At 39.0% G+C, this 20,133-nt stretch carries 19 protein-coding genes; 14 read left to right on the top strand and 5 right to left on the bottom strand.

What is annotated here, in order from left to right; genetic code table 11:
* The first annotated feature begins 93 nt into the window (after positions 1 to 93).
* Entirely contained in the window at positions 94 to 2,286 is a 2,193-nt protein-coding gene (locus tag D3H64_RS05560; protein ID WP_121565283.1) for a penicillin-binding protein 2, read from the top strand.
* Between the two features lie 45 nt (positions 2,287 to 2,331).
* On the opposite strand, the gene D3H64_RS05555 is transcribed toward D3H64_RS05560, so the two are convergent.
* Both D3H64_RS05555 and D3H64_RS05550 read right to left on the bottom strand, forming a co-directional pair.
* Complete coding sequence (locus tag D3H64_RS05555; protein ID WP_121565282.1) at positions 2,332 to 2,826, bottom strand: endolytic transglycosylase MltG; 495 nt, start codon at positions 2,824 to 2,826, stop codon at positions 2,332 to 2,334.
* A 10-nt stretch (positions 2,827 to 2,836) separates the two neighbouring features.
* A complete protein-coding gene (locus D3H64_RS05550; RefSeq protein ID WP_121565281.1) occupies positions 2,837 to 3,493 on the bottom strand; it encodes a hypothetical protein in 657 nt (218 codons plus the stop codon).
* A gap of 356 nt (positions 3,494 to 3,849) precedes the next feature.
* Here D3H64_RS05550 and rpmG point away from each other — a divergent pair, with 356 nt between their 5' ends.
* From rpmG to D3H64_RS05530, 4 genes are all read left to right on the top strand, one after another.
* Positions 3,850 to 4,002, top strand: a complete 153-nt coding sequence (rpmG, locus tag D3H64_RS05545) for a 50S ribosomal protein L33 (RefSeq protein ID WP_121565280.1) — start codon at positions 3,850 to 3,852, stop codon at positions 4,000 to 4,002.
* Between the two features lie 72 nt (positions 4,003 to 4,074).
* A complete protein-coding gene (locus tag D3H64_RS05540; protein ID WP_121565279.1) occupies positions 4,075 to 4,755 on the top strand; it encodes a rhomboid family intramembrane serine protease in 681 nt (226 codons plus the stop codon).
* Between the two features lie 21 nt (positions 4,756 to 4,776).
* Positions 4,777 to 5,760, top strand: a complete 984-nt coding sequence (locus D3H64_RS05535; RefSeq protein WP_121565278.1) for an ROK family protein — start codon at positions 4,777 to 4,779, stop codon at positions 5,758 to 5,760.
* Positions 5,761 to 5,763: 3 nt separating this feature from the next.
* Positions 5,764 to 6,165, top strand: coding sequence for a rhodanese-like domain-containing protein (locus D3H64_RS05530; protein ID WP_121565277.1), 402 nt, complete (start codon positions 5,764 to 5,766; stop codon positions 6,163 to 6,165).
* A gap of 216 nt (positions 6,166 to 6,381) precedes the next feature.
* On the opposite strand, the gene D3H64_RS05525 is transcribed toward D3H64_RS05530, so the two are convergent.
* Positions 6,382 to 6,531, bottom strand: coding sequence for a DUF4044 domain-containing protein (locus D3H64_RS05525; RefSeq protein WP_121565276.1), 150 nt, complete (start codon positions 6,529 to 6,531; stop codon positions 6,382 to 6,384).
* 114 nt (positions 6,532 to 6,645) lie between these two features.
* Here D3H64_RS05525 and gndA point away from each other — a divergent pair, with 114 nt between their 5' ends.
* The 3 genes from gndA (at position 6,646) to D3H64_RS05510 (ending at position 10,464) form a co-directional block, all read left to right on the top strand.
* Positions 6,646 to 8,085 carry an NADP-dependent phosphogluconate dehydrogenase gene (gndA, locus tag D3H64_RS05520; RefSeq protein ID WP_121565275.1) on the top strand — a complete coding sequence of 480 codons (1,440 nt, stop codon included), beginning with the start codon at positions 6,646 to 6,648 and terminating at the stop codon, positions 8,083 to 8,085.
* Positions 8,086 to 8,176: 91 nt separating this feature from the next.
* Complete coding sequence (locus D3H64_RS05515; protein WP_121565274.1) at positions 8,177 to 8,878, top strand: response regulator transcription factor; 702 nt, start codon at positions 8,177 to 8,179, stop codon at positions 8,876 to 8,878.
* Positions 8,878 to 10,464 carry a cell wall metabolism sensor histidine kinase WalK gene (locus D3H64_RS05510; protein WP_121565273.1) on the top strand — a complete coding sequence of 529 codons (1,587 nt, stop codon included), beginning with the start codon at positions 8,878 to 8,880 and terminating at the stop codon, positions 10,462 to 10,464. The genes D3H64_RS05515 and D3H64_RS05510 overlap by 1 nt, the downstream gene beginning before the upstream one ends.
* 241 nt (positions 10,465 to 10,705) lie before the next feature.
* Here the strand turns inward: D3H64_RS05510 and yidC are convergent, their stop codons facing one another.
* Together yidC and D3H64_RS05500 are read right to left on the bottom strand one after the other, a co-directional pair.
* The gene (gene yidC, locus D3H64_RS05505; protein WP_121565272.1) at positions 10,706 to 11,617 is read right to left on the bottom strand and encodes a membrane protein insertase YidC; all 912 of its coding nucleotides are present in this window, start codon (positions 11,615 to 11,617) and stop codon (positions 10,706 to 10,708) included.
* 76 nt (positions 11,618 to 11,693) lie between these two features.
* On the bottom strand, positions 11,694 to 11,972 hold the full coding sequence (locus D3H64_RS05500; RefSeq protein WP_121565271.1) for an acylphosphatase: 279 nt from the start codon (positions 11,970 to 11,972) through the stop codon (positions 11,694 to 11,696).
* A 108-nt stretch (positions 11,973 to 12,080) separates the two neighbouring features.
* On the opposite strand from D3H64_RS05500, the gene D3H64_RS05495 reads away from it, so the two are divergent.
* The 6 genes from D3H64_RS05495 (at position 12,081) to rny (ending at position 20,092) form a co-directional block, all read left to right on the top strand.
* Positions 12,081 to 14,441 carry a DNA translocase FtsK gene (locus D3H64_RS05495; RefSeq protein ID WP_121565270.1) on the top strand — a complete coding sequence of 787 codons (2,361 nt, stop codon included), beginning with the start codon at positions 12,081 to 12,083 and terminating at the stop codon, positions 14,439 to 14,441.
* Positions 14,442 to 14,497: 56 nt separating this feature from the next.
* The gene (locus D3H64_RS05490) at positions 14,498 to 15,361 is read left to right on the top strand and encodes a helix-turn-helix domain-containing protein (RefSeq protein ID WP_121565269.1); all 864 of its coding nucleotides are present in this window, start codon (positions 14,498 to 14,500) and stop codon (positions 15,359 to 15,361) included.
* Between the two features lie 7 nt (positions 15,362 to 15,368).
* Positions 15,369 to 15,941: a CDP-diacylglycerol--glycerol-3-phosphate 3-phosphatidyltransferase gene (gene pgsA, locus D3H64_RS05485; protein ID WP_121565268.1), complete on the top strand. Its 573-nt coding sequence runs from the start codon at positions 15,369 to 15,371 to the stop codon at positions 15,939 to 15,941.
* Positions 15,942 to 16,024: 83 nt separating this feature from the next.
* A complete protein-coding gene (locus D3H64_RS05480) occupies positions 16,025 to 17,260 on the top strand; it encodes a competence/damage-inducible protein A (RefSeq protein ID WP_121565267.1) in 1,236 nt (411 codons plus the stop codon).
* A 58-nt stretch (positions 17,261 to 17,318) separates the two neighbouring features.
* Positions 17,319 to 18,377: a recombinase RecA gene (gene recA / locus D3H64_RS05475; RefSeq protein WP_121565266.1), complete on the top strand. Its 1,059-nt coding sequence runs from the start codon at positions 17,319 to 17,321 to the stop codon at positions 18,375 to 18,377.
* A gap of 149 nt (positions 18,378 to 18,526) precedes the next feature.
* A complete protein-coding gene (rny, locus tag D3H64_RS05470; protein WP_121565265.1) occupies positions 18,527 to 20,092 on the top strand; it encodes a ribonuclease Y in 1,566 nt (521 codons plus the stop codon).
* The last annotated feature ends 41 nt before the right edge of the window (positions 20,093 to 20,133 follow it).

Below are 20,133 nucleotides of genomic sequence, written 5' to 3'. Positions count from 1 at the left end.
TAAGAAATCTCAAAAGACTCTTGATCAAGCGTTTTTTTTTGCTCAATTTTTGATATACTAATCAAAGTGAACAAACAAATGAGGGACAAATACATGAACATATCTAACCGATTACGTGACCATCGAAATGATAAGCGACGTTCGCATATTCCTTTTCGATTAAATTTACTTTTTCTTATCGTGTTCATTTCCTTTTCTCTATTGATTATCCGGCTAAGCTATCTCCAAATTGTTAAGGGGACAGAATTCACTGCCTTAGTGGAGCGTACTGAGACAACAGAATCCTCTATTTCAGTACCTAGAGGCTTAATTTATGATGCTAAGGGCAGGGTAATGGTTGGGAATGAACCTAAATTATCGATCATTTATACTCGGGCAATGGATCATAGTCCAGCTAAAATTGCGGGTATTGCCAAAGATCTAGCCCAATTAATCACTGTGGATATAAAAGGATTAACCAAACGAGATCTAAAAGATTATTGGGCAGCAACACATGAAACTGAGCTACAAAAAAGAACACCTGCTTCTTTTAACCGTTTAACAGGAAGTAAACTGTATTTAGAGCAATTGAAACTTGTAAAAGATAAGGATATCCTCTATTCGGATAAAGAGAAAAATGTTATTGCTATTTTTAAAAAAATGGCGGCAGCCTATTCTTTGTCAACGGTAACAGTTAAAAATGATGGAGTGACCAATGAAGAAGTAGCTCTAGTGAACGAGAGACTGTCTCGACTGGATGGGGTGAATGTGGCAACAGATTGGACTCGTCGCTACCCAGAAGGCAACCTTTTGCGCACTTTGTTAGGGAATGTCACTCAGGAATCAACCGGTTTGCCAAGAGATAAAATGAAAGAATATTTGAATAAAGGCTATTCTTTGAACGATCGTATTGGGAATTCTTATATCGAAGAACAATACGAATCTGTTTTGTCAGGGACTAAGAAGAAAATCATTAATACAACTAGCAATACGCAAGATGTTGTGGATCAAAAAGAAGTCTATCAAGGGAAAAAAGGGGATAATTTAGTCCTTTCAATTGATATGAACTTCCAAAAACGTGTAGAAGAGATTACTGAAGAGACTTTAAGACAATTACCAAAACCTTTAGCGGATCGAGCTTATATTGTGGCGATGAATCCTAAGAATGGCGATCTTTTGGCTGTTGCTGGGAAACGTATGGCTCGTGAAGGAGAAGAATCCGAAAATGGCATTGTAGATGATGCATTAGGAGCCATTAATTCTAGCTTTGGGATGGGATCTTCTATTAAAGCTGCGACAGTATTAGCAGCTTATATGGATGGGGTGATCACCCCAGATAAGAATACGATCACAGATGAAGCGATTGTCTTCCAAGGTTCTAAACCAAAAACTTCTGTCTTTAACCGAGATGGGGGGAAGATTCCTTTAACTGATATACAGGCCTTGGAAAGGTCGTCTAACGTTTATATGATGCGCCTTGCTATGATGATGGGAGGGCAAAGTAACTATGAGCCGGGTGGATTGTTGGATATTAATCCGACAGTCTTTGATAAGTTGCGTAATTATTATGCGCAATTTGGACTTGGTGTAAAAACGGGTGTAGATCTACCGATGGAAAGCACTGGTTTTAAGGGGGTTTCAAGGGAAACTTTCTATGCGCTAGACTTTTCATATGGGCAGTACGACTTGTACACCCCCTTGCAATTAGCCAGCTATATGTCGACGATTGCTAATGATGGGGTTAGAGTATCTCCACGTTTTGTCCGATCTATTCGTGGTACCGATAAAAATGGGAATTTAGGCGCTCTAGAAACGCCTGTAGCACCTACAGTTATGAATCATATTCAATGTTCTAAAGCGATCATTGAGCATGTTCAAAACGGTCTGTATCAGGTGACTCATGGTGCAAATGGGACGGCCAATGAATTTGCAGCCTTTAATATTCCTGTTGCAGGTAAAACAGGGACTGCGGAAGCCTTTTATGATGGTCCTATTGAAGCTGAGAAAGGTCGGAATGTGATTAACTCAACTTTTGTTGGTTATGCACCTTATAACAATCCTGAGATAGTGGTAGCAGTCGTTTTGCCTTACCAAAATGCGTCAGGAGAAGATGTTTTGGCTAAAAAGGTTGCTTTAAGAGTCTTTGATTTGTATTTCAATAAAAGATGGGATCAAACAGGTGAGGATACGCCTAATCCTCTAGAAACACCTCAGCCTAACCAGGTCAATGGTAGAGGAGAGGATAATCTCAACCCGTCCTTAACAAATGGAAGCAATCCATCTGCAAATCAAACAAATGGGCAATAATAAAAGGAGGTGGGAAATCCACCTCCTTTTATGTATAAGTTAGACTTATTGTTGACCAGTAATAATAGCTCCAATTTGTTCATAAGACATTTCGTTAGACAATTTGTAAGTTCCTGGGAGAATCTTACCGTCTAATCCGTTTGATTGCATGTAATTAGTGAAGACACTAGCGTCGTCTAACAGTTTTGCTTCTGCCATGCGAGAGATAACAGAGCTAGAAGCTTCTCCTTCATTAATAGTAAAGCTTCCATCTTCGTTTAATCCCTTCGCTTTTGAGGATGAGTCATCTTTTTTATCGGATGTCCCATCTTTCTTTTTGTCAGATTGTTCTTTTAGTAGGGCGATTTCATGTTCGGCGTTTTTCTTGTAATCTTCGTATTCTTTCTTTAGGGCTTGGTATTGTTGAGAAGACTGACCAGAATCTGTATTAATGAAACGAGCAATGGGTTCTGGTAAGTATGATTTTCCAAAAAACAAAGCAGCAATAACCATAGCGGCCAATAAAAAGCCGATACCAATAGACCGAAATACAGTTTTCATAAATAGCCTCCTATTTGACCGATTGCTCTTCTAAATAATTATCAATGACCAATTGAACAGTTGTTACTGGAACGTCTAATTTATCCGCTATAGTTCCTAAAGCTTCCCCTTGATTATATAAGGAAATGATTTGATCTTTGGTTGAAGGGCCTTGATCATTTGATTCATAGTTATAGTTGTTATAAGAGTCGTCAGCAGAATAGTAGTCATCTTCGTCAGGTACAAAATCACCTTTATGGAAAATTTGCGTTGCGCTAGAGAAAGAACTTCCATCTGTTTGATCATAAGTATAATCATCGTTTAAAGAATAAGTTGATGAAGAGTTACTTGAAGGGCTATCGTAATCTTCTGCACTATATAAATCCTCATAAGTAGATGAGAAATCGTTCTTAATGTCAGTGGTATTGTCGTAGCCACCAATTTTTAATCCTTCAGGTTCGATTGTAGATTGATAAAGTTCTTTTTCGGACAAGGGTTGTTGTGGGTTAATTTGGTCTTCCAAGTCCTGAATTTGCTTTTTGAGTTGGTAAATTTCGCGATTAGCCTCCAATAAGGCTTCTTCTGCTTCGCTATCTTGGTCATCGTAGCTGTTATCTCTTAAGATGAGGGAGATAAGGAAGCATAAGATGGCAAGAATGAGTAGAACAATTATCATTGTCCATTCCATGCGGAACACCTCTTTCGTCTATTTAAAAGTAATTTTATCATAGGCTAGCCAAAAGGATAATTCAAGGGCAATTCTATGACAATTCAGTTAAATTAATCATAGCGAAAAAGCTTGTCAGAATCAAGTTTTGGACTACTTTTCAAAAAAGAATTTCCTCTATGTTGACTTTTGGTGATCTAAGCGTAGCGAGATATTTTTTTTACTTGAACTTGACTAGAGTCTAATCCAAGCTTTCAAACGAGATGAGTAAGGACTTTCTATATATCCAGTAAAAAAAGCTAGATTCTCCCCTTTAAACATGATACAATAGCGTCTGTTGAAGTATTAACCTAACGAATATTAGAGGAGGGAATAAGATGCGTACACATATTATTCTTGAATGCACAGAATGTGGCGATCGTAACTACCTAACGACTAAAAACAAACGGAACAATCCTGATCGTTTGGAAGTTAAAAAATATTGTCCAAGATTACGGAAAGTGACCTTGCATCGCGAAGTTAAAAAATAAAGCTGAAAGACGGTCACCTTGTCCGTCTTTTTCTTATAGGAATAATAATGAGATAGAAGCGGGAGTGTCGATATGAGAGGTTCTATGAATATCAAGTGGAATCATAATGCTGTCACCTCTTTCTTTTTATTGGTACAAGTGCTTGTTTTTCTTGCTATGGAGCTTGCTGGAGGGTCGACTAGTGGTCTTGTTTTGGTGTTCTTTGGAGCCAAGGTAAATAGTCTTATTGCTACAGGGCAATGGTGGAGGTTGGTCAGTCCTATTTTTTTACACATTGGCTTAGTGCATTTATTGATGAATAGTCTGACCTTGTATTATATGGGACAACTAGCTGAATCTTTTTTTGCTAGCTTTCGCTTTGCCTTACTATACTTATTAAGTGGTATCATGGGTAATGTAGCTAGTTATGCTTTTAGCCAAGATTTATCTGCAGGGGCTTCAACATCTTTATTTGGCCTTTTTGCAGCTTTTGTTCTCTTGGGATATATTTTTCCAAGGGATTATTATCTAAAAGCTGTTTCCAGAAATTTTAAAATGCTTGTGCTAATGAATGTGTTTTATGGCCTTATGTCAAATGATGTGGACAATTATGGCCACTTGGGTGGCTTTATAGGTGGTGCTTTATGGACAATCATATTTGCCTTTCCAAATAATTATCGACATGCTCGTTTGTATAGAGGTTTAGCTTTACTGGCTTATATAGCCCTTTTAGCCCTTTTGTATGCTAAGGGAAGCCAAGTATCAGGTGTTTAAGCAAAGGATAGGAGGAAGAGGATGGGAGATCAATTAATTGGCATTGACTTAGGTGGAACAAGCTGTAAATTTGCTCTTGTAACTGTTGATGGACAAATCCTTCATCAATGGGCAATTCCAACACGGATTGAAGATAAGGGACAACACATTGTTTCAGATATGATTCAGTCGATTAAAGAAGAGTTTAGTCGGAAAAATTTTGATTTAGGCAAGGTGATCGGTATTGGTATGGGGTCACCAGGGCAAATTGATCGCAAAAATAGAACAGTTATTGGAGCCTATAATTTAAATTGGCAAGAGCTTCAGTTGTTAGGTCAACAATTTGAAGAAGCCTTCCACCTTCCTTTCTTTATGGATAACGATGCCAATGTGGCGGCTTTAGGGGAACGTTGGTTAGGTGCAGGGAACCAATCTGATAACATGATTTTTGTAACTCTTGGCACAGGTGTTGGCAGTGGTTTGGTAACGGATGGACATCTTTTGCACGGAGTCCGTGGTTCTGCTGGTGAAGCAGGGCATATTACAGTTGAACGAGATAAAGCATTTGCATGTACTTGTGGGAAAAAGGGTTGTTTAGAAACGGTAGCTAGTGCAACGGGAATTGTGAATTTGGCGAAAAGGGCTTTACAAGAGACTTCTGCTTCATTTGCTGATCCTCATTTGCTAGCGTGTGGAAATGACTTTACGGCTAAAGACATATTTGATGCAGCTAAATCTGGCGATAGATTGGCTGAAGAAGTTATCGATGAATTTGCTGACTATTTAGGCCTTGCACTCAGCCATTTGGCTAACACTCTCAATCCAGAAATTGTGGTCATTGGCGGAGGGGTATCTAAGGCAGGAAATTATTTGTTGGAGAAGCTTAAGCCAGCATATGAAAAGAATCTGTTCCCGCAAGTTTTGGAATCCTCTACTCTTAAATTAGCGCAATTAGGGAATGATGCGGGTGTTATTGGGGCAGCAGCCTTAGTTTTAACAGAATTTGTTCAAAAGGAGGCTGAATAGCTGATGACCCTATTAAAATTGATTAATACTGTTTTATTGTCTGTCTTATTGTTAATGCTAATTTGGCTTTTATATTTACGTTATAAGCGCAAAAAAGTAGCTAAAATTTTGACCAGTCATGATTTCAATGAGGATTTAAGACGTACGCAGATCATTGACTTGCGTGAAGTAGATGAATTCAAGGCAGAACATATCTTAGGCGCTCGGAATATTCCATTTAGTCAGTTTAAACTGCGTTACAAGGAACTTCGGATGGATACCCCAATTCGTTTATACGGAGAAGGGATGGCACTTCCTACACGCGCGGCAATTCAATTGTATAAAGCTGGCTATCGTGATATCGCTATTTTAAAGGGTGGCTATAGCGAGTGGACAGGTAAGACAAAAAAAGCTGAACACAAATAAGAGGTCAAGCTTGTTACTAGCTTTTAAGGGGCTAAGAATTAGCTCTTCCTTAGTCCATGATGAAGAAGTATTAGATGAACCAATGCCTATGATGACAAGTGGCCAGTAGAATTTTTTGAAGTGGCTGTTTGTAATGCTTTTTTGCCTATCTATAATAAAAGAGACTAGGAGCAAGTCCTAGCCTCATCAGTAAACAAATTGCTTTAAAGTGGTCGATTAATTGAAAAATTGAGATTTTAAGGCGATAACCATAGTGATCACTAGGGTACCAAGCATGGCAAAGAGCATGAGCCAGACAACCACTGAGGTAATACGTTCCATTTTGGTTTTTGGCTTCACTTGTTTGAATTTTTTGCTACTATTCATTTTACATCCCCCTGTCAGTATTCACTCACCAATTGTACAGATTTCAAAGAGGATTGTAAATAATAATTTAAAAAAGGCAAGTAGGTATAGAATAAATACAAAGGAGTTTTGCAAATGACAAAAGCAAATATCGGGGTTGTAGGTATGGCTGTTATGGGAAAAAACCTAGCCTTAAATATCGAACGCAATGGCTATACTGTAGCACTTTATAACCGTACGGCGTCTAGAACTTTTTCTGTGGTAGAAGAAAACCCAGGGAAGAAACTTGTGCCGACAGAAACTCTAGAAGAATTCGTAGCTTCTATCGAAAAACCCCGTCGTATTATCTTGATGGTAAAAGCCGGTTTTGCAACGGATGCAACTATTCAAGCTCTTCTTCCGCTTTTAGATAAAGGAGATACTTTAGTTGATGGTGGGAATACTTTCTTTAAAGAAACCATTCGTCGTCATGAAGAATTAAAAGAATCTGGCATTCATTTTATTGGAACTGGCGTTTCTGGTGGGGAAGAAGGAGCTCTCTATGGTCCGGCTATTATGCCAGGCGGTCCTAAAGATGCTTATGAACTTATTGCTCCTGTCCTTGAAAAGATTGCCGCAAAAGCTGAAGATGGTCAAGCGTGTGTAACTTATATTGGTCCGGATGGTGCAGGTCATTATGTGAAAATGGTTCACAACGGTATCGAATATGGAGATATGCAATTAATTGCTGAAGCCTACGACTTATTGAAACGCTTATTAGGGTTATCTAATGAGGAAATTGCTGAAATTTTTGAAGAGTGGAAAACAACAGAATTAAACAGCTATTTAATTGATATTACAGCGCATATTTTGAAACAAAAGGATCCTCTAAGCGGTGAACCAATTGTGGACAAGATTTTGGATCGTGCCGGAAATAAGGGGACTGGGAAATGGACTAGCCAACAAGCTTTAGATCTAGGGACACCATTGCCACTTATTACGGAATCTGTTTTCGCTCGCTTCCTTTCTGCACAAAAATCTGAGCGTCTAAAAGGGGCAGCTGCCTATCGATCAATAGAAGTTGAAGGAAAGCAATTGAACAAGGACGAATGGATTGAAAAAATTCGTCAAGCACTTTATTTCTCAAAAATCATGTCTTACGCTCAAGGCTTTGCTCAAATGCAAGAAGCTAGCCAACATTTTAATTGGGATTTAAAGCTGGGAGAAATTGCTAAAATTTTCCGAGCTGGTTGCATTATTCGAGCTCAATTCTTGCAACGGATTACAGATGCTTTTGAAAAGCAAGCGGATTTATCTAATTTATTGTTGGATGATTACTTCAAAGCTCAAGTTTCAGCAAGTCACCAAGCTATTCGTGATTTAGTAGCTGCCTCTGTACAAGCTGGCTTACCTTGCCCATGCTTTAGTTCTGCGATTGCATACTTTGATGGTTATAGAAGTGAAAATCTCCCTGCTAACTTAATACAAGCACAACGGGATTGCTTTGGAGCGCATACTTATGAACGGACAGATCGAAAAGGCCATTATCACTTCTATTGGGATAAAGGGACAGAAGAAAAGATCTCAGAAGACTAAAACTATCTATTCACCTACTATTAAATTTATAAATTTATGATAAAATAAACGTAGGACTTTTGAAAAATAGTGAGATAAGAGGGATGTGTCTATGCCAAATCATAATTATCGCATTTTAATTATAGAAGACGAGAAAAATTTAGCTCGTTTTGTTGAGTTAGAATTGCAACACGAAGGATACGAGACTGCTGTCGCATATAACGGACGTTCTGGTTTGGATAAAGCGCTCAATCAAGATTGGGATGCTATTCTTCTTGATTTAATGTTACCAGAACTCAATGGATTAGAAGTATGTCGCCGTATTCGTCCAACTAAGGATACGCCTATTATCATTATGACAGCCAGAGATTCTGTCATGGATCGGGTAGCAGGTTTGGATCAAGGGGCAGATGATTATATCGTGAAGCCTTTTGCTATAGAAGAACTCTTAGCCCGACTTCGTTCGCTTTTCCGTCGTGTCGAAATTGAGGAAGACGTACGGGTGAATAAACAAACTGTCGTGACCTTTAAAAACTTGACGATTGAAAAAGAAAATCGTGTGGTTCGTCGTGGGGATGAAGTGATCGAATTAACCAAACGGGAATATGAATTGCTGTTGAACTTGATGGAACATGTCAATGTAGTCTTGTCCAGAGAAGTTCTTCTAGATGAAGTTTGGGGATACAAAAATGAAGTAGAAACGAACGTGGTGGATGTCTACATTCGTTATTTGAGAAACAAAATTGACCTACCTAACCAAGACAGTTATATTCAAACAGTTCGCGGGACAGGCTATGTCATGAGGGAAAGTTAATGGCTGAATCGCGTTGGTATAAAGTTAAACGCGATCGTCCGCAAGGCTTGATGAAAACATGGTGGCTGCTGTTGTCGGTTGCCATGTTTCTTCTATTTATGACGGTTTCATTGCCTATTGTTTCCGTTATGCTGAAGAATTCTTATGATAGTCAGGTGACGAGAGCGAAGGAACGAGCAAATTTCCTTGTATCTACTTTAGCAGATACAAACGTATTAACTAGTCGGACTGTCCCCGAACGCTTTCTGACATCTAATCAAGAATATTTGGAACATCTCCCTTATCCTGAAGTCAATAAAGATCGCATGCAATTTCGTGTTTACGATCGTTCAAGGAATGTGATTTTTTCCAGTATGGCTATCCCTATGGAAATGGAATTTGTTAGTTCCGATCATAGCGAAAGTGTCAATTGGCAGTCGAGGCAGGTCTATCATTTTTACGGGCCAATTTATCGAAGAGACTCCTCTATTCTATTAGGCTATTATCAGATGGTAGATTACTTAGATGGTTACCAAAATTTTAAAAAGCAGGTAGAATTTTGGTATGCCATTTCTATTGCAATAGCTTTAGGGGTTAGTGTGGCTGTAAGCTTCGTCTTGGTTAACATTTTGTTGACACCTATTAGACGCTTATCTAGAAGGATTACCTCAGTAGATGAGGAAAATATCCATAAAGTATTTATACAAGAACCTAAGCGACGTAATGAGTTTTCTGAGATCGTCTACCATTTAAATCATTTATTGAAACGTATAGCTTACTATTTAGACCAGCAAAAACGATTTGTAGAGGACGCCTCTCACGAATTAAGGACGCCTGTAGCGATTGTTGAAGGCCATTTAAAACTTTTAAATCGTTGGGGAAAAGAAGACCCTGAAATATTGGACGAGTCTCTAAAAGCTTCTTTAACAGAAATACAGCGGATGAAAAATTTGGTTCAAGAAATGCTCGATTTACAACGAGCTGACTTAGAAATGGGTAAATATCTCAATAAAACGACTGAGGTATCAGCCAAGTTAACTTCTATCCATCAAAATTTCCAAATGATTCATCCTGACTTTTTATTCTTCTTGCATAATGATTTGTCAGCCACTGTCAAAGCAGCTATATATGACAATCATTTTGAACAAATATTGGTTATTTTATTAGATAATGCTGTAAAATATTCTACCAATCGTAAAGAAGTTCATTTGTCTGCATCGACGGATGGTCGCAATGTCCTTATTGCCGTCCAAGATTTTGGTGAAGGCATGAGTCAAGAAGATCAAGAAAAAATATTTTCACGTTTTTACCGTGTAGATAAGGCGAGATCTCGGGAAAAGGGTGGGAATGGATTAGGGCTATCTATTGCCAAGCAGTTAATTGAAAATTACTCTGGGAGTATTGGAGTCGAAAGCGTTGAAAAATACGGGTCAATTTTCCGAATCTCTATTCCGATTGCTCGGCATAAAACGAGCGAAAGTGAACAGGATAAGGAGAATAGACAAGTTTATAAAAATGAAGAGTCGAGCTCTCAAAAGAAGATCGATAAAGCTTCAAATAGGAAAGTAGAAGACTCAAGTCAAAAGAAGCCAAAAGAAACCAGCTGATAAATGGAGTTTCCTCTTACTCACTATAAGTAAAAGAATAGAATTAAAAAGCAGATCAGAGTTCTTTCTGCCTTCTAAAAGTTGATCTTTAACTATAACTTTAGGAGGTATACGGAATTTGGGGTCTGCTTTTTTGCTATATACTTTTTGATAAGGGTGAAAGAGATTGATGTTGGGGTAGGCATGTAATATAAATCATACAAAAATAGGTCTCCCGATAAGGAAGACCTAAAATATAACATTACTTGCGTCTCTTTTGCTTCACGTTCCGGTTGCGACCTTGATTTAATTTCAAGGGGATGGACTGACTGGATTTTACTGACGGATGAATTGCTTTAGCTGTTTTTCTCGGTGTTTTGAAGGCAGGGTTTTCTGCAATTTCCTTATCGATAGCTTCCTTAATTCGAGGACGAAGATAGGTATTTTGAATAAAGGTTTGTAGAACCCCGATGAGCCCACCAGCGATCCAATAAATGGCTAAGGCTGCAGGTGAACTAGCGCTAAAGAACCCGATCATCATTGGACTCATCAAATTCATCATTTTCATCTGTTCACGTTGTTCTTCAGGAATAGATTGAGTCATCATTTGACTTTGCCAGTAGTAGATTGCTCCTGCAATTAAAGCTAAGAGAAGATTCTTTTGACCTAAATGGATGCCTAGGAAGCTGGCGTGTTCAAGTCCAGGTGCTAGTCGCACAGCATTGTATAAGGCAACGAATATTGGCATTTGTAAAAGTAGAGGCAGGCAACCTAAGCCACCCATCATTTTTATGCCATATTTTTTGTAAACCATGGACATTTCTTGAGAAGCTGCCATTTTTTCTTCTGGGCTAATTGCACTTTTCATGCGTTCTTGCAAGGCTTCGATTTCCGGCTTTACGCGTTGCATTTTTTCTTGAGTAACCATCTGACTCTTCATTTGAGAAAAAGTGATCGGCATCAAGATGAGTCGAACGACCAAGGTAATTAGGATGATGCTTAAACCGTAGCTCCCTGTTACTTTAGCCAAGGCTTCTATGGAATGAATGGTTGGGATAACCAATTTTTCGTAGATAAAGCCGTAAGGTTTCCCATCTTTAGTCTGCTGCATACAGGCAGTTAAAAATGGGGCAAGTGTCATGAGGGGGAGCAAGCGTTTTGCAAACTTATTCATTTGATTTCCTCGCAATCTTTTATCGTCATACAAGGGTCATAGTATCGAAATTAGGCTGAATAATCAATAGCTAAAATTATAAAATCTTAAAGTCTATCCACTTTTCTCCAAGCTTTAGGGGAAGATCCTTCACTTGATAGTGATCAACATGTCCGAATCGAGTTGGAGAAGCTATGATTTCTTGAAGAAAAAGAGCTATAGCATTATCTGGAGCAATGGCATAAATTTCTACTCCGCCATCCAGCATATTACGGACTGAACCTTTTATAGAGAGCTTATCGGCACACATTTTACTGGTGTAGCGAAAACCAACTCCTTGTACTCTGCCATAAACAATCAGATGAACACATCTCATGGAGATTCCTTCTTTCCTTTTTCCTTTCATATAGAATGACTGTAGCATGTTACCTAATAATTGGCAAGCATGGTATACTAACAGAAGTAGCGATAAAGGAGTTATATCATGCCAACTAAAAAGACAAATTCGTTAGCTAAAAGAAGACAAAGAAAAAAGAAATCTGGCCTCCAGCTTTCTAAAGAATTTATTTATTTGATTTGGTCGATTGTTTGGACGATTGGATTATTTAAATGGGGGGCAGTAGGGAAATTTATTCAGTTGTTTTTGGCTTCCATAGTTGGACAGCTGTATCTATTGGCTTTACTTGCCTTATTAGCTTACAGTATCAAAAGGGTTATTTTCAGAAACAAATCGTTTTTCTCCCCTAAAATAGTTTTTGGCTTGACTTGTTTAATCTTAGCAGCGCTGGTCTTTTTGCAAGTATCAGTGGCAAGTGATACGGCTAGGGTCAATATTTTTCAGGAAGCAGTTGGACAAGTTAGGTCGATGTGGAAGCTTGGTCGTGTTATTTCAAGCATTGGAGGCGGTTTGGCCGGGGGAGCGCTCTATAAATTGTCCTACTTTTTATTTGCTAAAAAAGGGAGTATCTTAGTGGCTTTGCTTTTGACTGCAACTGGACTTTTGACCATTGCTAATACGGACTGGAGTGATGTGATTGCGCTTATCCATCAGTTAGGTCAGAAAATAAATCAAAAGCATAGGGATAAGAAAGAAAGCCAATCAAGGTCGAGTCAGTCAAATAAGAGGAGAGATTGGATGGCTTATTTGAAGAATCTTCTTCAAACGAGCGCCAGTCATATGAAAGAAGACCAGATTCAAGCTAGTATAAGACAGGAAAAAGAAACGGAAAATACGACTTCTGAATTTGAAAAAAGAGAAGAACAAAGGCATTCATTAGACGCTTCTCGTGCCATTGATAAACTTAAAGCAGAAAGAGAAGCTTATGAAGCAGCTAGGCAACAGGATGAGGAAGAAGAAACTAAAATGATGGATAAGGAAGCTTCCATCCAAGATATTCGTCAGTTAAAAAATCCTGACTATCAATTACCTCCCCTTGACCTATTAAATCCCGTTGAAAAAACGGATCAATCTGGTGAATTTGATGTGATTGAAAAGAACATTCTTCGCCTAGAAGAAAGTTTTAGAAGCTTTGGAGTAGATGCTTCTGTTGTCAATGCCAACCTAGGTCCAGCTGTAACGAAGTTTGAAATTAAACCTGCAGTTGGAGTAAAAGTCAATAAAATTGTGCATTTAGAAAATGATTTAGCCTTAGCCTTGGCAGCGAAAGATATACGGATTGAAGCACCGATTCCAGGTAAACCTTATGTAGGCATTGAAGTGCCAAATGCTTCAATTTCAACCGTAAGTTTTAGAGAAATCGTGCAAGATGCGATGGAATCTAGCGATTTATTAACGGTTCCTCTTGGGAGAGGGGTTAGTGGGCAAACTATCTGCGCCAATCTAGCAAAAATGCCCCATTTATTGATAGCGGGTGCTACAGGTTCTGGGAAATCAGTTTGCATTAATGCGATTATTACATCTCTTTTAATGAAGACCAAGCCTAATGAAGTCAAACTGATGATGGTTGACCCCAAAAAAGTTGAGCTAGGTGTATATAATGATATCCCTCATCTTTTGACACCGGTTGTAACTAATCCCAGAAAAGCTGCTCAGGCTCTTAACAAGGTTGTATCTGAGATGGAGAGGCGTTATGAGCTTTTTGCGGCGACTGGAACAAGAAATATAAAGGGTTACAACCAAGCTGCACTATCTTATGAAAAAGAAAGCGGAGAGGCGCAAGAAGTTTTGCCTTATATTGTAGTGGTTGTTGATGAGTTAGCTGATTTAATGATGGTAGCTAGTAATGAGGTAGAAACGGCTATTACGCGACTAGCGCAAATGGCAAGAGCGGCTGGGATACATATGATTTTAGCCACACAACGGCCTTCAGTTGATGTGATCACAGGTATTATTAAGGCTAATGTCCCTAGTCGAATTGCTTTTTCTGTCTCTAGTGGTATTGACTCAAGGACTATTATTGATACAGTAGGGGCAGAAAAATTGCTTGGAAAAGGTGACATGCTATTTATGCCAATGGGCGAAAGTAAACCTAGTCGCATTCAAGGTGCGTATATTTCGGATGAAGAAGTTGAGCGGGTTGTTGATTTTGTTAAAGCGCAAGAAGAAGTGAGTTATGTTGAAGAGATGAACCCAGATCTATCGAATGATAAACAAGTGGAAGAACCAGAAGACGAACTCTTTAATGAGGTCGTAGAAAGTTTATATGGTGAAGAAAGCACCAGTATTTCTATGCTCCAAAGGAAATTTCGCATTGGTTATAACCGTGCTGCTCGTTTAATTGATGAGTTAGAAAATCGAGGATACATAAGCGGACAAGATGGAGCAAAAAAACGGAAAGTTTTACTCCAAGATCGTGAAAATAGCATGGAAAAGGGGCAAGACTAGCTAAGATTGCCCTTCTAGCTCATTTTTTGGTATAATACAAAAAAGTAGGTGATGATGTGAAACAACTAGGAGATGTCCTACGAGAGGCGAGGCTTCAAAAAGGCTTTTCTTACGACGATCTGGAGAAGATAACGAAAATTCAGAAACATTATTTAGAAGCCATCGATAGGAATCAATTGGACCAGTTACCCAGTCAATTTTATGCACGGGCTTTTATTAAACAATACGCCAAAGCCGTTAATGTAGATGGGGATTGGCTCTTAAATGCCTTTGAATCTAAAATGTCGGACTTAGCTGATGAAACAAGCGAAGAAGAAATAATCCCTTTGCCATCTAGAAGTCGAAAAGAGGGAGTTTATCAGTCTACTCTTAAATTGGTACAACAAACCATTCAAAACTTCTTGCCATTGTTCATCTTGTTATTTTTTGTTCTTATGCTTATTCTCTTGTTAATGTCAGCTTTTAATGAAACTGAGCAAAAGAAAAAAGCAGAATATCAAACAGAGCAAAAGATTAAAGATGAGACGAGTATTCAAGAAGAGAAACCATCTCTTAAAACAGCAAAAGTTAAGAAACGTGGCGAATCTGACTACATGGTTGAGTCCCAAGATGGACCTAATTTATTTCTTTCTAGCAAAGATGTCGATTTGCCTGCCAAATTAACTTTGAAGGCTAGTGAAGATGGTCAAAGTTGGATCGGTGTGAATGTGGATGGTCAGTTGCTTTATCAAGGGCTGATTGGTTATGGGCAAAGCGTAGATTTGACCATACCAAAGGGCACTACGAGCTTTTCTGTCAACATGGGTTATGCGCCAGTGGTCAATATTTCCATTAATGGGCTCCCATTTAGCCCGCCTGATGATTTTAAAGAGATGACAACGCAATATATTGAGTGGACATTGTCTAAGAAGGGTAGATGAGGGATTAGTGAATTTACCAAATAAATTAACTGTAATACGTATGGGACTTATTCCTGTTTTCTTATTGGTCATGGAATTAAGCGTTCAAAGCAATAATTTAGCGATGCCTTACCCCAATCAATTGCGCATCTTAGCAGCTGTAATTTTTGCGATTGCTAGTGCAACGGATTGGTTTGATGGGCAAATTGCCAGAAAGTATAATCTTGTTACCAACTTTGGGAAATTTGCCGACCCTATGGCGGATAAAATGTTGGTCATGTCGGCTTTTATCCTCTTGGCAGCTTTAGGTGAAGCGCCAGGTTGGGTAGTAGCTATTATTGTCTGTCGTGAGCTAGCTGTAACTGGATTGCGAACGATTTTAGTTGAGCAAGGACAAGTTTTAGCAGCTGGTAAAGCTGGAAAATGGAAAACAGCTACTCAAATGTTATCGATTATTTTCTTGATTCTGAAGGATTGGCCTTTTAGTCTGTGGCATTTCCCAATCGGAGATGTGCTCTTATATCTTGCTTTATTAGCTACCATCTATTCAGGCTATGAATACTTTAAGAATAATTGGTCTGTCTTCAGTCGATCCATGTAAGCAAAAAGTTGGGGAAATCCCAACTTTTTTAATTATGTAAATCATTTAAGTCATCTTTAGCGTAGTTTATTTTAGGAGGAAACATGAAAGCTGAAATTATAACAGTTGGGACAGAATTATTACTTGGACAAACTCTAGATACGAATAGTCAACTTATCAGCCAATATTTAAACGAGTGGGGGGTAGATGTGACTTTTCGTCAAACGGTAGGGGACAACAAACAAAGGCTTCAGGCAGCTTTTAAATTAGCCTTATCCAGGGCAGATATGGTTGTTTTATCTGGTGGTTTAGGGCCTACAGAAGATGATCTGACTAAAGAGATAGTTTCTCAAGTTTTGGGGATATCTTTATTAAGAGATTCATCCGCTATAGAAAAGATTCGACTGCACTTTGAACAAGGGCATCGCAAGATTGCTGAAAATAATTGGCAGCAAGCGGATTATCTTGAAGGAGGCTATCCATTAGAAAATAAGGAAGGTTTAGCTGTGGGGAGTTATTGGGAACAAAAAGGGAAAATAGTGGTTCTACTTCCAGGCCCCCCTAAAGAATGTCAATCTATCTTAGAGGGGGCTTTAAGAAGTCAAATGCTTGAACGCTTTAAAGGGCAAAAAGTTCTTTACAGTCGCTATATTCACCTCTATGGTATTGGAGAATCTGAAGTGGCTAGTCGATTAAGGGATTTGATTCATCAGCAATCTGATCCAACCATTGCACTTTATGCCAAACCAACGGAAGTCTGCATACGCTTGTCCACTAAAGCTTCCTCGCAAGAAGAAGCAGATGAAATTTTTAAGTCGCCGGCTCAAATCATCCAGAAAGCTTTATCTCAATTCATCTATGCAGAAGGAAAGTCAACTTCTTTAGCTAAAAAAGCCATGAAATTATTGCAAGAAAAGGATCTAAGTTTAGCGGTTGCTGAAAGTTTAACAGGGGGGTTAATGATGGGGCAGTTAACTGCTATACCAGGTGCTTCCATTGTTTTAAAAGGTGGCGTGGTGTCCTATGCTAGTGAAGTAAAAAGAGATCTACTAGGCGTTTCAAAAAGCATTATTGATGCCTATGGTGTAGTGAGTGAGCAATGCGCACGAGAAATGGCAAACCATGTAAGAAAATTATGTCGAGCAGATATTGGTATTGCTTTAACAGGTGTGGCAGGGCCAAGTCAACAGGAAGGAAAAGCAGTCGGTACAGTTTATATAGCCATTGCCTTGGCAGAAAATACCTATGTCTTAGAAAATAATTTTTCAGGGAACAGAGAGAGAATTCGCCAACATGCTATACATAAAGCTTTATTTGAACTATTACATTTGCTACAATAGATACGAAAGTATGTTCCCCTTCTTTTGCGGGGTAAAAAAGAAGTAAAGGAGAACCAGTATGGTGGATAAAGAAAAAAGAGAAAAGGCTCTAAATGAAGCGTTGAAAAAAATTGAACGAAGCTTTGGTAAAGGAGCCATTATGAAATTAGGGGAGAAGGCTGATACGAAAATATCTACAGTTTCTTCTGGCTCTCTCCAATTAGATGTTGCTTTGGGCGTAGGTGGCTATCCAAGAGGACGTATTATTGAAGTCTATGGCCCTGAATCCTCTGGGAAGACAACAGTGGCTTTACATGCTGTAGCAGAAGTTCAAAAGAGAGGCGGAGTAGCAGCTTTCATAGATGCGGAACATGCCTTAGATCCTATTTATGCTGAAAATCTAGGGGTAAATGTGGATGAATTGTTACTTTCTCAACCTGATACAGGAGAACAAGGTTTAGAAATCGCCGATGCTTTAGTGTCTTCTGGTGCGGTTGATATTGTGGTTATTGATTCGGTGGCTGCCTTAGTGCCTCGTGCAGAAATCGATGGAGAAATGGGAGATACGCATGTCGGCTTGCAAGCGCGATTAATGTCACAAGCTTTACGGAAACTATCAGGTTCTATCAATAAGACAAAAACGATTTGCATTTTTATCAATCAAATTCGTGAAAAAGTAGGGGTTATGTTTGGAAATCCAGAAACTACTCCAGGTGGTAGAGCTTTAAAATTTTATGCGACTATCCGTTTAGAAGTCAGACGAGCGGATCAAATTAAAGAAGGCTCCGAATTTATTGGGAGCAAGACTAAGATTAAAGTGGTTAAGAATAAGGTTGCTCCGCCATTTAAACTAGCTATGGTAGATATTATGTATGGGAAAGGGATCTCTCAGTTGGGTGAATTAGTGGATATGGCCGCTGATTTAGACATTATTAAAAAGGCTGGGGCATGGTATAGCTATGGCGAAGATAGAATTGGTCAAGGTAGAGAAAATGCCAAGAAATATTTAGCAGATCATCCGGATATTCAAGCGGAAATTGATAAGAAAGTACGGGAACATTATCAAATTGCAAGCGATGGTCAAAAAAATGATGAAGAGAAAAGTATAGTTAGTAAAGAAGAAGACAAAGAAGTATAAGCTATGTCTTTGCCTTGCTTATGTCTAAAGTGCTAAGTCCCTCGCCCTTTATATTGACAGATTAGGAATTTAAGGGTATCATTAACCATGTGCCTATTATAAGCATATAATGTTTGAAAACTTAAAATCACAGGGACGGAGGTGACTACATGAACGTCAACGTAATGACAGTGGCCTTCGCGATCATCACTATGATTTTAGGATGTCTAATAGGGTACTGGTTACGAAAAACGCAACATGAGAAAGAAATCTTAGGCGCTGAGAAATCTGCTGCTGGAATCTTAAATAATGCCATGAGAGATGCAGAACGGTTGAAAAAAGATGCGTTAATTGAGGCAAGAGATAAGTTACACAAGTACAAAGATGAAGCAGAATCAGAACTTCGAGAACGCCGACAAGATGTCGCTGCTCAGGAAAAGCGATTAAGTCAACGTGAAAGCAATATTGACCGGAAAGAGTCTAATTTAGAAAAACGGGAGAGCTTACTTGAGAACAAGGAACAGGCCTTTATGACGCGTACTGAAGCCTTAAAGCTTAAGGAAAAAGAAGCGGAAGACCTTGTAAATAAGCAAGCTGATGAATTAGAACGTATTTCCATGTTAACTCGTGATGAAGCTAAGCAATTAATGATGGCTACACTCGATCAAGAACTCGAACATGAAAAAGCCGTGCATATTAAAGAATATGAGCAAGAGGCTAGGGATGAAGCAGATCGCCGTGCACAATCAATCATTTTGGACGCTATCCAACGTTCTGCGGCTGATACTGTATCTGAACGAACAGTTTCTGTACTCACTTTGCCAAACGACGACATGAAGGGTCGCATTATTGGTAAGGAAGGTCGGAATATTCGAACGCTAGAAGCATTGACTGGTATTGATATTATTATTGATGAAACACCGGAAGCGGTCGTCTTGAGCGGCTTTGATCCTGTAAGAAGGGAAATCGCTCGGATGGCCTTAGAAAAATTGATCTCTGATGGGAGGATTCATCCAGCGCGTATTGAAGAAATGGTTGAAAAAGCGCGCAAGGAGATGGACGCCAAGATTCGAGATATGGGTGAAAGGGCAATTTTTGAAGTAGGGATTCAGTCTTTGCATCCAGACTTGATCAAGCTCTTAGGTAGAATGTATTATAGAACCTCTTACGGGCAAAATGTCTTGAATCATTCGATCGAAGTTGCCAAGTTGGCAGGAGTTTTAGCGAGCGAATTGGGAGAAGATCCTCAATTAGCTAAGCGGGCTGGCTTGTTGCATGACATTGGTAAGGCTGTCGATAGAGATTTAGAAGGATCCCACGTAGAAATTGGGGCTGAACTAGTCCGTAAATATAAGGAACCAGATATAGTAGTGAATGCTGTTGCTTCCCATCATGGGGATGTGCCTGCGCATTCGATTATCGCTGTTTTAGTAGCAGTGGCTGATACTTTATCTGCTGCTCGACCAGGAGCACGCAATGAATCCTTAGAAAATTATGTTCATCGATTGGAACGATTAGAAGAAATTGCTAACCAAGAAGATGGCGTTAAGAAGAGCTATGCGATTCAAGCAGGTCGGGAAATTAGGGTCATTGTTGAACCTAATAAGATTAGTGATGCTAAAGCAACCATCATTGCTAGAGATATCAAGAATAATATCGAAAACGAATTAAGTTATCCTGGACATGTTAAAATTACAGTAATTCGCGAAACACGTGCCATTGAGTATGCTAAGTAAGTTCTAAAAAGTTATCTGCTTAGATGATTTGTACGTGGTCT

Origin of the sequence: Atopobacter sp. AH10 (genome assembly GCF_003664595.1) — a bacterium.
Lineage (GTDB): Bacteria > Bacillota > Bacilli > Lactobacillales > Aerococcaceae > Atopobacter.
The sequence above is the reverse complement of the archived record's forward strand: the minus strand, read 5'-3'. Positions and strand labels throughout refer to the sequence as shown.